This window comes from Massilia sp. CFBP 13721 (assembly GCF_014842025.1).
Taxonomy (GTDB): Bacteria; Pseudomonadota; Gammaproteobacteria; order Burkholderiales; family Burkholderiaceae_D; genus Telluria.
This window is the reverse complement of the sequence record NZ_JACYUY010000026.1, coordinates 23,283-35,786: the sequence shown is the minus strand read 5'-3', so window position 1 is coordinate 35,786 and position 12,504 is coordinate 23,283. Positions and strand designations below refer to the sequence as shown.

At 67.5% G+C, this 12,504-nt stretch carries 13 protein-coding genes; 7 read left to right on the top strand and 6 right to left on the bottom strand.

All coding sequences use genetic code 11. The annotated features are described in order from the left end of the window. Window positions 1-13: 13 nt before the first annotated feature. Window positions 14-373: a hypothetical protein gene (locus tag IFT60_RS21030; protein ID WP_192055330.1), complete on the bottom strand. Its 360-nt coding sequence runs from the start codon at window positions 371-373 to the stop codon at window positions 14-16. 253 nt (window positions 374-626) lie between these two features. Between IFT60_RS21030 and IFT60_RS21025 the strand changes: the two genes are divergently transcribed. The 4 genes from IFT60_RS21025 (at window position 627) to phaP (ending at window position 3,733) form a co-directional block, all read left to right on the top strand. Continuing rightward, window positions 627-1,901, top strand: coding sequence for an MFS transporter (locus IFT60_RS21025; protein ID WP_192055434.1), 1,275 nt, complete (start codon window positions 627-629; stop codon window positions 1,899-1,901). A 2-nt stretch (window positions 1,902-1,903) separates the two neighbouring features. Then, window positions 1,904-2,212: a hypothetical protein gene (locus IFT60_RS21020; protein WP_192055328.1), complete on the top strand. Its 309-nt coding sequence runs from the start codon at window positions 1,904-1,906 to the stop codon at window positions 2,210-2,212. A 68-nt stretch (window positions 2,213-2,280) separates the two neighbouring features. Next, complete coding sequence (locus tag IFT60_RS21015) at window positions 2,281-2,835, top strand: NADPH-dependent FMN reductase (RefSeq protein WP_192055327.1); 555 nt, start codon at window positions 2,281-2,283, stop codon at window positions 2,833-2,835. Window positions 2,836-3,136: 301 nt separating this feature from the next. Next, on the top strand, window positions 3,137-3,733 hold the full coding sequence (gene phaP / locus IFT60_RS21010) for a phasin family protein (protein WP_192055325.1): 597 nt from the start codon (window positions 3,137-3,139) through the stop codon (window positions 3,731-3,733). Window positions 3,734-3,802: 69 nt separating this feature from the next. On the opposite strand, the gene IFT60_RS21005 is transcribed toward phaP, so the two are convergent. From IFT60_RS21005 to ribA, 3 genes are all read right to left on the bottom strand, one after another. Beyond that, window positions 3,803-4,753, bottom strand: coding sequence for an FHA domain-containing protein (locus IFT60_RS21005; RefSeq protein WP_192055323.1), 951 nt, complete (start codon window positions 4,751-4,753; stop codon window positions 3,803-3,805). Further along, window positions 4,750-6,186: a S1 family peptidase gene (locus tag IFT60_RS21000; protein WP_192055320.1), complete on the bottom strand. Its 1,437-nt coding sequence runs from the start codon at window positions 6,184-6,186 to the stop codon at window positions 4,750-4,752. The genes IFT60_RS21005 and IFT60_RS21000 overlap by 4 nt, the downstream gene beginning before the upstream one ends. 85 nt (window positions 6,187-6,271) lie before the next feature. Further along, a complete protein-coding gene (gene ribA, locus IFT60_RS20995) occupies window positions 6,272-6,922 on the bottom strand; it encodes a GTP cyclohydrolase II (protein ID WP_192055318.1) in 651 nt (216 codons plus the stop codon). 134 nt (window positions 6,923-7,056) lie between these two features. Between ribA and IFT60_RS20990 the strand changes: the two genes are divergently transcribed. After that, on the top strand, window positions 7,057-9,384 hold the full coding sequence (locus tag IFT60_RS20990; RefSeq protein WP_192055316.1) for an ATP-binding protein: 2,328 nt from the start codon (window positions 7,057-7,059) through the stop codon (window positions 9,382-9,384). 135 nt (window positions 9,385-9,519) lie between these two features. On the opposite strand, the gene IFT60_RS20985 is transcribed toward IFT60_RS20990, so the two are convergent. Further along, window positions 9,520-9,909, bottom strand: a complete 390-nt coding sequence (locus IFT60_RS20985) for a response regulator transcription factor (RefSeq protein WP_192055314.1) — start codon at window positions 9,907-9,909, stop codon at window positions 9,520-9,522. 95 nt (window positions 9,910-10,004) lie between these two features. Next, window positions 10,005-10,229: a DUF3820 family protein gene (locus tag IFT60_RS20980; protein ID WP_192055312.1), complete on the bottom strand. Its 225-nt coding sequence runs from the start codon at window positions 10,227-10,229 to the stop codon at window positions 10,005-10,007. Window positions 10,230-10,289: 60 nt separating this feature from the next. On the opposite strand from IFT60_RS20980, the gene IFT60_RS20975 reads away from it, so the two are divergent. Further along, window positions 10,290-10,709: a DUF1810 domain-containing protein gene (locus IFT60_RS20975; protein ID WP_192055310.1), complete on the top strand. Its 420-nt coding sequence runs from the start codon at window positions 10,290-10,292 to the stop codon at window positions 10,707-10,709. A gap of 105 nt (window positions 10,710-10,814) precedes the next feature. Next, window positions 10,815-12,395 carry an NYN domain-containing protein gene (locus IFT60_RS20970; RefSeq protein ID WP_192055308.1) on the top strand — a complete coding sequence of 527 codons (1,581 nt, stop codon included), beginning with the start codon at window positions 10,815-10,817 and terminating at the stop codon, window positions 12,393-12,395. Window positions 12,396-12,504: the final 109 nt, after the last annotated feature.

Here is a 12,504-nt window from a genome sequence, read left to right as displayed (position 1 = left end):
CGCAGCCTGCCGCTTACTGCAGCAGCCGCGCAAACCCGAACGCCGCGCTGGCAATCGCGACCGCCGTGCCGAGGAACCATTTGATCAGCGTCGCTTCGAGCTGCGAGACGTCGGCCCTGGTCGCCGCATTCCGGGAAAGCGCCTCGGCAATCGTCTCGATTTTTGCCAGCCGCACATCGACGGACCGCATGTCCCTGCGGCATTCGTCGCCAAAACTTTCCAGCTTCGCGATTCTGAGTTCCATGTGGTCATCCTCTCCGCGTTTTGCAGCGGTGTCAGTGGGCGTGCGCAGCGGCAGGCGTTGTGGTCCGACGCTGCCGCCGCGTGCCTGCGACCTGCGGGCCGCAGCCGCTTTTGTTGTCTGCTCGTGCATTCCGGTGCCATTCTCTTGTGGTTGGTGAAGCTGCCGAAATGGTTCGGGGCAGCGCTCCGGCTGGGCCGGTACGTATCGTTGGACTGGAATAACCCGGCTGATATCCGCGCAGATGTTTGTTCGATGTCAGCAGTTCGCCCTCCCGCAGCGGCCTTGCAATAAACGGCAGGGCGCCAGCAAGGCGCGCGGTTCGTTGTTAAACTCTCATTCCAGTTCCGCATGCGCCTGCATTGCGGTAAAAAATAACGGGATGATGATGAGCACCCACAACGAGATGTCGCCACGCGCCGCCTGGCTCCTGATCCTTGCCGCCAGCGCGATCCTGATGATCACCATGGGCGCGCGCCTGACCACCGGCCTGTTCCTCTCGCCCCTGAATACCGCCACCGGCCTGGGCGTGGCGACGATCAGCTTTGCCCTGGCCGTCGGCCAGTTCATGTGGGGCGCTTCGCAGCCGGTGTTCGGCGCTATTGCCGACAAGTACGGCCCGGCGCGCGTAATCGTGCTTGGCGCACTGCTGCTGGCCGGCGGCCTGGCCGCCACGCCCTTCGTCAGTTCGGAATGGGGCATCCTGATGACCATGGGCCTGCTCTCGGCCGCGGGCGCCGGCGCCGGCAGCTTTTCGATCCTGATCGGCGCCACCGCCCAGCGCCTGCCTGCGGCGCGGCGGCCGTTCGCCTCGGGTTTCATCAACGCCGGCGGCTCTTTCGGCCAGTTCGTTTTTTCGCCGCTGATGCAGTTCCTGATCGCCGGTCCCGGCTGGATCATCGCCATGTTCACGATGGCGGCCACGACCCTGCTGACGATTCCGCTGGCCTGGCTGGTGCGTGGGCGCAAGGCCGCGCAGCCGACCGTGGCCGCGGCCGGGGCTGCCGCCGCCTTGGCACCCGCCGCGGCGCCGCTCGCCGGCATCGGCCTGACCCAGCAGCTCAAGCAAGCCATGCGCGACCGCAGCTACCTGTGCCTGCACGCGGGCTTTTTCACCTGCGGTTTCCATATCGCCTTTCTCGTGACCCACCTGCCGGGGGAGGTGGCGCTGTGCGGCCTGCCGGTCGGCGTGGCGGGCACGGCGCTCGGCCTGATCGGCCTGTTCAATATCGCCGGCAGCCTGAGCGCCGGCGCGCTGTCGACACGCTATCGCATGAAAAACCTGCTGGCGCTGATGTACTTCAGCCGTGCGCTGATCATCGCCCTGTATCTCGTCGCGCCAAAGACGGCCATGACCTTCTACATCCTCGCCGCCGCGCTCGGCTTCACCTGGCTGGCCACGGTGCCGCCCACCGCCGGCCTGGTCGGCAAACTGTTCGGCATGCGCTACCTGGCCACGCTGTTCGGCCTGACGCTGCTGTCGCACCAGATCGGCGGCTTCTTTGGCGCCTGGCTGGGCGGCCTGGCCTTCGTGCGCTTCGGCGACTTCACCTGGATGTGGTACGCCGACATTGCGCTGGCCCTCGCCGCGGCGCTGGTCAACCTGCCGATCCGCGAGGCGCCCGTGGTGCGCGCCGGCGCGCCGCTGGCAAAGGCTTGACGATGGCGCGCGACAGCTGGGCCTACCGCGAAGTGGCCGTGCATTCGGTGCCGGATGGCCGTAGCGGCCGCCTGCGGATTTGTCCGATGCCAGGGCAAGCCTTTGCGCCGTCGATGCGGGTGCAGTGCGCGCAGGCATTGCGCAACCCGGAGCAATTTCCGGCCGGGACCCGTTTCCTGCTCAACGCCAAGCTGACCGACCGTCTCGGCGGCGAGCCCTTTCTGTACGCCTGGCATGGCGACCCGGTGCAGGTGCTGAGCGCGGCGCAGGCGCGCAAGTTCCTGGCCGCATTCCGGCGCGGCCGCATTTGAAGGCGCGCGCGGGGCGATCGACGAAATGATTACCATCGGGATTTTGCAAACGAAGAAAGAGGGAAAGCATGGCATCGAAAAAAATCGCAATCGTGGTGGGCAGCCTGCGCAAGGATTCGTACAGCGGCAAGCTTGCCAAGGTGATGAGCCAGCTGGCGGCGGGCAAGCTCGAGATGGAGATCGTCGAGATCCGCGACCTGCCGATGTACGACCAGGACATCGACACCGACAATCCACCGGCGGCATTCACCGCCTTCCGCGAGCGCATCCGCGCCGCCGACGGCATCCTGTTCGTCACGCCCGAGTACAACCGTTCGGTGCCGGGCGCGCTGAAGAACGCGATCGACGTCGGTTCGCGCCCCTACGGCAAGGCGGCCTGGACCGGCAAGCCGTGCGCGATCGTCAGCCAGTCGCCGGGTGCGCTCGGCGGTTTCGGCGCCAACCACCACTTGCGCCAGATGCTGCCTTTCCTGAACATGCCCGCCATGCCGGCGCCGGAAGCCTATCTCGGCGGCATCGCCGACAAGTTCAATGGCGACGAGCTGACCGATGCCTCGCTGCGTTCCTTCCTGCAGACCTTCGTCGACACCTTTGCCGGCTGGGTCGAGCGTCACACCGGCTAAACGCGCCGGATGCGCATGGCATTCGCGCCTGCGCAGCGGCCCCGTATCCTTCGATCACGGGGCCGTGATCCTTCCCCCAGTCCATATTCTCGCGCCTGCAGACCCTCTTTCTGTTGCGGCGCACATTTGATTTAGCGCAAACAGTCGACCTCTCGCTGCCTTAGCCTTGAGCCTTCGTTCAGACAGGCCACGGCATTTCCAACCCATGGCGTTTCCGGACGGAACGTCGGTGCGGGCCTGCGGGTCGTGCGCCGCACAATTCGAATATTCCTACAAACCATCACCCATGAATGAGGCAAGCATGTATCCATTTTCCCAATCGGTAACTCCTGCAGTGCGCACCCATCTGGACGCGCAGACCGCCTTCATGAACGACATGTCCAAGTCGCTGTTCCAGTCCTTCCAGCAGATGTCCAACCTGAACATCCAGCTGGTGCAGACCATGCTCGAGGAAACGACCCTGGCGAGCCAGCAGATCCTGACGGCCGACCGCCAGACCGAAGTGCTCAGCGCCGCCGCATCGCGCGCCCAGCCCGCCACCGAAAAGCTGCGCGCCTACCAGCAGCACATCTCGCGCCTGGCGGCCGACGCCCAGGTCGAGCTGGCCCGCGTGACCGAACAGCACGTGCAGAAAACCACGCAAACCGCACGCCAGCTGGCCGACGACGTGGCCCGCACCGCCTCCGAGGAAACCCAGCGCGGCCTGCGCCAGGGCCAGGACACGCTGCAGCGCTTCGTCGATCCGTTCACGACCGGCAACGGCCATGACCGTGCCCAGGGCAATGGCGGCGCCGGCGCCAGCCTGCAAAGCGGCAATCCCGGTTCGAGCCAGGGCATCGGTTCGCAGCGGCCGGACGGTTCCAGCGCGCAGGCAGGCAAGGGCGCGCACGGCGCCTAAGACAACAGGGGCACTGGGGAGGATCAAGAACGCGTCCGGCCGGCTCGTTCTCGCTCCCTCGGCCGGTGCCTAGCCGTCTTCATCCTGGCGCTCGCGGTCGAGCTCTTGCTTCATGGCCGCGACGTCCGCCAGGAAGTCGTCCACGCTGTCGTCCGCCGTCGCGCGCATGTCGGGCGGCAGCAGCACCGACATGTAGAGTTCATCGGCCAGGCGGCCGTTGCGCTGCTCGTTGCTGATCAGGACCAGGCCCGAGCCCAGCACTGCCAGCGCCGCGCAGACCACCGCGTAGCGCTTGCGCGGCTCGGGTTTGACGGTCGTCAGGTGGAAATACACCATGCCCGCCACCAGCAGGATCGCCACGTGCGACCCGTAGCGGGTAAACACTTCGATCGAATACGCATAGCCCACGGCCGACGAGCTCAGCCTGAACAGCATCAGCGCGACGATGCCGCAGCCGAAGATGAACAGGTGCCGCCCCAGGCGCGCGTGGCGCCCGAACAGGCGGTTGCCGAAGGCCCACAGGCCGCTCCAGACCAGGCCCGCGCCGAGCCCATAGGCCAGCGCCAGCAGGTAGCGGAATGGCCGGAAGGCCTGGGTATCGGCCAGCCACATCGTAAACAGCGCCACGAGCGACACCAGCAGCGCGCCGGCAAACCCCGGCAGGGCGCCTTCCCAGCCGTGCATGGTGCGGTCGACCAGTTCGGCCGGCACCGGGAAATCGGCGGCGCGGATGCGCAAGGTGGTGTGTCCGAGCCGGACCACCGTATTGCCCGTCAGCGGCAGCCGTTCGCTGCGCTTGCCCGCGTGTACCACCCCATTGCGGGTGCCGAGGTCGGTCAGCAGCAGTGTCCCGTCCGCATCCTCCTCGACGCGCGCGTGGCGTGGGGCGGCATAGGCGTCGTCGAGGATGTAATCGTTGTCGTAGCCGCGCCCGATGTGGATCGGCAGGCGCTCGACCCGGTGCCGGTGCAGCACGTCGCCGTTGCGTGCGAGGGTTTCGATGAACCAGGGTCCCGTCATAATTTGCCGGTCCGCCCGAGCGCGTACAGGAACGCGCGCGCCACCCGCATGCCGTTCTCGTACGAGACGCCGGCCACGTCGAGGCGGCTCTGCAGGCTGGCCTGCGGATTGTCGGTGCTGGCCGTGAGCAGGGTGAAGTTGTACAGGCCCGGGAACTTGCGGTAGGCGCGCACGCAGGTGACGGCGCGCAGCGGCAGCGTGTTCGAATGCACGAAGCGCTCGCTGCACAGCGGCCCGGTCAGGCGCGCGTCGCGCGTGTTGCCGAGCCGGTCGAGGCCGAACTGGCTGCTGGCCAGGGCGGCGAAGCGCAGCGGATGCAGGTTCGCCGTGCGCAGGTACTGGTGGGTCATCGATACTTGCCCGGTCTGCTGGTTGTCCGACACGTAGATCGCCGACTCCATCGCGCAACTGAGCGTGTCCGAACTGAACGAGGCTTCGGCCATGACGTTCGAGCGGCCCCAGCAGCGTACCTGGCCGGATTCGCGCACCGGCACCAGGTAGGGTCCCATGTTCTTGATCGAGAACGGCGTGTCGAGCAGGCGCCCGACCATCGCGCGCTGGTGCGCCAGCAATTGCTCGGCGATGAGCGGGTTGAAATCCTTCGGCACCGTGCGCTGGCCGGCCACCTGGCGCAGCAGTTGCTGCGCGTATTTCACCGGCACCAGGAAGCTGACCGCCTCGCCGTCGCGCCGTTTGGAGACGTTGATCCCGGCGACGGTGCCGCTCGAGGTGACGCTGGGCCCGCCGCTCATGCCCGAATTGATCGGGCCGCTGAAGATCAGCTGGTCGTAGAAGCTGCGGCTGACCACGCCGTTGTAGGCGCCTTCGGAAATGGCGAAGCCGAGGTCGAGCGGATTGCCGAGCGAGTACAGGTACTGGCCCTGGGTCAGCTTCACCGCTTTGTCGGGCACGCTGAAAAAGCCGCTGCCGTTGCGGTTCACGCGCAGCACCGCCAGGTCGTGCAGCACGTCCACCGCCAGCAGTTCGACCGGCCCGCGCTGGCCGTCGGTGTCGACGTACTCGCCGGCGTACACCTCCGGGTCGAGCGCCATCTGCGAGACCACGTGGTAATTGGTCAGCACCAGGTTGCTGGTTCCGACCAAAAAGCCCGAACCGACGGTCGACTGGGTGCGCCCGTTACGCAGCAACATGCGGATTTGCAGCAGGTCGGCCTGCGCCGCTGAGTATAGCTGCTGCGCGGCCGAGGAGGGCGGCGGCAGCGTGGTCGTGGTGTCGAGTTCGCCGGGGCCGGGCGCCGGCGGCGTGGTGCCGGGCGGCGTTGCCGGTGGAACCGCCAGCGGCGGCGCAGGCAGCTCCTTGGCGGCCGGCCCGGCGGGCAACTGGCCGCGCGCCGCGCTGGCAGGAGCGGCGGCATGAGCCGCGTGGGCCGCACCGAAGCAGCAAGACAGCAGCAGGCTGGCGATAAATTTCATGCGGGCACATGCAGGAGTGGCGCCCCTGCATCGATAGCAGTCGTTGTCTGCCATCTTGCCACGCTAGTTTGTTGTCTGCAGAACGTTACAGTTCACCATCTTCAGGCACCAGCTCGGCTGGTGGCGCCATCATGTGGCCGAGCTTGGCCTGTTTGGTGTTCAGGTAGCTGTTGTTGAAGGCGTTGCGGTTGACCAGCAGCGGCACCCGCTCGACCACCTCGATGCCGAGGCGCGTCAAGGCGTCGATCTTGCGCGGGTTGTTGGTCATCAGCTTGACCTGCCTGATGCCAAACTGTTCCAGCATAGGCAGGCACAGCTCGTAGTTGCGCGCGTCGGCATGGAAGCCCAGCTGCAGGTTCGCCTCGACCGTGTCGGCGCCGGCTTCCTGCAGGCGGTAGGCGCGGATCTTGTTCACCAGGCCGATGCCGCGGCCTTCCTGGCGCAGGTAGAGCAGGGCGCCGCGCCCTTCGGCGGCGATGCGTTTCAGGGCGCCCTCGAGCTGGGCGCCGCAGTCGCAGCGCTGCGAGAACAGCACGTCGCCGGTCAGGCATTCCGAGTGCACGCGCGCCAGCACCGGCTCGCCGTCGCCGATGTCGCCGAGCGCCATCACCAGGTGCTCTTTCCCAGTCGAGTGTTCGACGAAGGCATGCAGCGTGAACTGGGCCCAGGGCGTGGGCAACGCGCAGGACGTGACGTAGTCGAGCAGGGGGGCGGCGGGCGTGGCGTTATTGGACATGCTGTGCTCTGGTGCGGTTGGAGTAACCGGTAAGTATAAGAGAAATCGGCCACGGCCGTGCGCGCGGCGCCGGCCCTGGGCGTCGCGGCATGGCTGCATGGTACTCTTGCGGCATAAGAAATCATCCGATGCCCATGGACCGTTCCCCGAAACCGCTTTCCGCAGCACAGCCTGGCCCCCTCGAGCACACTTCCCGCCGCCCGGCCCGGCGCGGCCTCGGCACCTGGCTGGCGCTGGCCTTTTCCCTGCTGTCGCTGTTCCTGACCGTGCTGCTGGTCGAAGTGGCCGACGTCGCCGCCACCCGCCAGGTGAAAGAGAGCATCGGCCAGGGCCTGCGCGAACTGGCCCTGCAAACCACCGACAAGCTCGACCGCGGCATGTACGAGCGTTACCGCGAGGTCAAATTGCTGGCGCAGCGGCGCGACCTGGCCCCCGGCCGCGGCGGTATGGAGGAGCGCCGCGCCGCGCTCGACAGCATCCAGCAATCCTACGGCTATTACGACTGGATCGGCATGGCCGGCCTCGACGGTCGCGTGCAGGTGGCCGGGCGCGGCCTGCTCGAGGGCGCGGACGTGTCGCAGCGGCCGTGGTTCCGCAATGCGCTCAAGGGCATCAACGTCGGCGACGTGCACGAGGCCGTGCTGCTGGCGAAACTGCTGCCGCAGCAGGAGGGCGAGCCGCGCCGCTTCGTCGACGTCGCCTTCCCGTGGAAGGATGCCGACGGCAAGACCCTGGGCGTGCTGGGCGCGCACCTGTCGTGGCAGTGGGCGCGCGCGGTCGAGCGCTCGGTGATCGCGCCGCTGGCCACGCGCGGCCAGGTCGACGCCCTGATCGTCGGCGAGGACGGCAACGTGCTGCTCGGCCCGGCCGGCCTGCAGGGCACCAAACTCGACCTGCCCAGCCTGCGCGCGGCGCAGCGCCAGGATGCCGGCCACCTGGTCGAGCGTTGGCCCGACGGCACTGCCTACCTGGTCGGTTTCAGCCGCAGCCGCGGTTTCGGCGATTATCCGGGCCTGGGCTGGACCGTGCTGGTGCGCCAGGCGGAGCACGAGGCATTCGCGCCGGCCGAAGCCCTGCGCCGGCGCGCGCTGTGGAGCGGCATCGGCCTGGCGCTGGTGTTTTCGCTGGTCGGCGTGATCCTGGCGCGCTACATCACGCGTCCGCTGGGACGGCTGGTGCAGGAGGCGGAACGCATTCGCGGCGGCGAAAACCTGCAGCTGGCCTCGGGCGCCGGCAGCTATGTCGAAGTCGAAACCCTGTCGGCGACACTGAACGCCCTGATCACCGACCTGCGCCATCGCCGCCACGAACTGAAAGGCGCGAATGCGACGCTCGAGGCCCGGGTCGAGGCGCGCACGCACGAACTCGAACGCGCCCTGGCGGCGGTGCAGGCCAGCGAACAGCGCATCGGCGCCATCGTCGAGGCGGCCCAGGATGCTTTTGTCGGCGTCGACATGCGCGGGCTGGTCACCGACTGGAACAGCGCCGCCGAGCGCATGTTCGGCTGGAAGCGCGCGGAGGTGCTGGGCTGGCCGATGCCGGAACTGATCGTGCCCGAGCGCTTCCGCCCCAGCACCTGGAAGGCGATCGACCTGGTGCGCAGCACCGGCCACAGTCCGATCCTGGAGCGGCGCATGGAACGGCTGGTCATCAGCCGCCACGGCGTCGAATTTCCGATCGAGATGACGGCCGGCCTGGTCACCGGTGCGGACGGCAACTTCTTTGCCGTGTTCCTGCACGATATCTCCGAGCGCAGGAAAGTCGACCAGCTCAAGAGCGAGTTCGTCGCCACCGTCTCGCACGAATTGCGCACGCCGCTGACCGCGATCTACGCCTCGCTGTCGATGCTGGCCGACGGCATCGCCGGCGAACTGCCGCCCGACGTTGCCGGCCTGGTCGAGATCGCGCATGCCAGCTGCGAGCGCCTGGTGCGCCTGGTGAACGACGTGCTCGACCTGCAGAAGATCGAAGCCGGCAGCATGGCGTTCGCGCGCCATCCGCAGCCGCTGCTGCCGGTGGCCGAGCATGCGCTGGCGGGCATGCAGGCCTACGCGGCGCCGATGGGCGTGCGCCTGCTGCTCGACTGCGCGGAAGGCGCGCGCGGCTTGAGCGCCGCGATCGACCACGACCGCCTGGTGCAGGTGCTGACCAACCTGCTGTCGAACGCGATCAAGTTCTCGCCGCGCGGCGCCACGGTGACGCTGGCGCTGTGCGCGCACGCCGGCGGCGCGCGCCTGTCGGTGCGCGACCAGGGCAGCGGCATCCCGGAAGCCTTCCAGGCGCGCGTGTTCCAGCGCTTCGCCCAGGCCGACGGCGCCGATACGCGCCAGAAGGGCGGTACCGGCCTGGGCCTGTCGATCGCACGCAGCCTGGTCGAGGAGCACGGCGGCCAGATCAGCTTCGAGACACGGCCGGGTGCCGGCACCGTGTTCCGGGTCGACCTGCCGCTCGCGCCAACATGAGTAGGGTGGTCAGCTCTACCGTGGACGATGATCATCGGCTGCCTGTGCGCCGCCCACGCGTTCAAGCAGCGTTCGATCAGCCGCGCGTCGCAGCGGGCGTCCGTTGAACGCGTGGGCGGGGCGGAGCCGGCCAGCTTACCCACCAGGGCGCAGGTAGCGGCGCACGCGCGCCAGCAATTCCTGCGGCTGGAACGGCTTGGTGACGAAGTCGTTGGCGCCGGCGTCGAGTGCGCGCACGGCGTCGTGCTCGCTGCTTTTCGCGGTCAGCATCAGGACCGGCACCTCGCGCCAGGCTGGCGTCGCGCGGATCCGCTGCAGGATTTCGAAGCCGTCGACATACGGCAGCATCACGTCGAGCAGGACCAGTCCCGGCGGGGGCGCCTGCGCGACGTGCTGCACGGCGGCGCGCCCGTCGGCCATGTGCACGACCTGGTAACCCTGGCGTTCGAGCATGAAGCGCAGGACCTGCGAAATATGGTCGTCGTCCTCGACAACGAGAACACTAGGGGCGGGATCTGCTTGCATGCGCTGTCCATGTCGGTGGCGTGGGCCGATGATGGCCAAAGGGCAGGGCGCACCCCGTCCACTCGTTGCTTGAATCAACTACAAGACAGACTTACTTACCGGGCTGACCGGCTGCGCCGCAGCGGGTCGAGCAAGCCGCGCAAATCGTTATGGTCGAGCTCGTACATCAGGGCCAGCAACTCGCCCAGTTCGCCGCGCGGAAAGCCTTCGCGTGCGAACCAGCCGAGATAGTGACCGGGCAGGTCGGCAATTTTCCGGCCTTCGTACTTCCCGTAAGGCATGTCGCGGGTCAGCAGCAGTTGCAGGTGTTCGGGTTTCATCGTAGCGCCACTTTAGCAAATCTGTCGAACGATGTAGCATGAAGCGAAAGGGGAACTGCCATGGACAAGGATTTCGACCTCGACCGTTTCGTCAACGCCCAGGACCCCGTGTATTCCGACGTCCTGGCCGAGCTGCGCACGGGCCGCAAGCGCACGCACTGGATGTGGTTTGTGTTCCCGCAAATCGCCGGCCTCGGCCAGAGCGAGATGGCGCGCACCTATGCGATCGCGGACGGCGACGAAGCCGCCGCCTACCTTGCCCATCCGGTGCTGGGGCCGCGCCTGCGCGAGTGCGCGCGCCTGGTATCGCTGCACCGGGACATGGAGATCGGCGCCATTTTCGATGCGCCCGACGACCGCAAGTTCCATTCCTCGATGACCCTGTTCAGCGACGTCGCCCCCGACGAAGCCGTGTTCCAGACCTGCCTCGACCAGTTTTTCGACGGCATTCCCGACGCCGCCACGCTGGCGCGGCTGTAGCCGCGGAGCCCTATCGCCAGGCTCGACCGCACCTGCGCGTGGCGCACGAGTGGTTGTGCGTATAATCCGGCAGGTACCTGTCTCCTCATCAGAAAATAAAAAACTATGGCTTCATCCGAAAACATCAGCATGGCGGTGTTCTGCGACTTCGAAAACGTCGCACTGGGCGTGCGCGACGCGAATTACGAAAAATTCGACATCAAGCCGGTGCTCGAACGCCTGCTGCTCAAGGGCAGCATCGTCGTCAAGAAGGCGTATTGCGACTGGGAGCGCTACAAGGGTTTCAAATCGACGATGCACGAAGCGAACTTCGAACTGATCGAAATCCCGCACGTGCGCCAGTCGGGCAAGAATTCGGCCGACATCCGCCTCGTCGTCGACGCGCTCGACCTGTGCTACACCAAGTCGCACGTCAACACCTTCGTGATCATCAGCGGCGACTCCGACTTTTCGCCGCTGGTCTCCAAGCTGCGCGAGAATAACAAGCAAGTCATTGGCGTGGGCGTCAAGCAGTCGACCTCCGACCTGCTGGTGGCGAACTGCGACGAATTCATCTTCTACGACGACCTGGTGCGCGAAGTGACGCGCGCCGCCGCCAAGCGCAAGGAAGTGCAGGAAGCGCGCAAGTCGGCGCCGCAGAACAAGCGCCCCGGCGACGACCGCCGCAAGGAAGAACTCGAAGCGCGCAAGACGCAGGCGCTGGAGATGGTGGTCGAGACCTTCGACGCGCTGGTCTCCGAGCGCGGCGACACCGGCAAGATCTGGGCTTCGCTGCTGAAAGACACGCTGAAACGCCGCCGTCCCGAATTCTCCGAGGTGTATTACGGCTTCCGCACCTTCGGCAACCTGCTCGAAGAAGCGCAGGTCCGCGGCCTGTTCGAGTTCGGCCGCGACGAAAAGTCCGGCACCTACGTCTACCGCAGCAGCGGCGTGAATGCTGCGGCGCCGGCCGAGGGGGCAAGCGCCGCCGAGGCCATCCTCGATGGCGCGCAGACGAGCGTGATCGCCGATACCGACGAAGCGCCGGCCGCAGCCGAGCCGAAGGAAGAGGGCAAGGGCAAGGGCCGCACGCGCGGCGGACGTGGCCGCAAGAACACGCGCGGCGACACGCCGTTCGTGGCGGTGACGCCGGACGAGGCAGCCGAAGCAGTCGAGGTGACACTGCCCGCCGAGCAGGCCGCGGACGAGGCCGGCGACCGCTGGCCGATGCCTGCTGCGCTGGAAGAAGTGGTGGCCGCGGTCGAACCGGCCGTGCTGGAAGCCGCGCCTGCGCCGGCAGAAGCGGCGGAAGTGCCGGAAGCGGCGGCGCCGGCCAAGAAGGAACGCCGCCGCGCGCCGCGCAAGCCGGCGGCGAAGAAGGGCGCGCCGGAAGCGGCGGCGACCGAAGCCGCGCCGCTCGCGCTCGCACCCGGGCTGCCGCAGGCCGAAGCCGAGGCGGCGCCCGCTGAGCCGGCGCCCGCTGAGGTGCCGGTGGCCGAGGTCGCGGCACCGGTGGCGGCACTGGCGCAGGATGACGAGAACGAGTATGTCTTGCCCGACGACGTCAACGGCAACGTCGCCGCAGGCGAACGCGGTAATGCGCGCGCCAAAGGCGGCCGCGGCGCGTCGAACCGGCCGGCGGCCGGCCCAGCACGCAAGCCGGCCGCACGCAGCCGCCGTCCGGCCAAGCCGAAGGCAGGGCAATAGTCAAGTAAGGGCAGCACTGAGGGCACGCACTGAGCAGCATACCGGCCCTGGCGGGCCGGGCCGACCGGCACCCGCAACCGGGTGCGGCGCCGGCGGTCTAACCGATGAA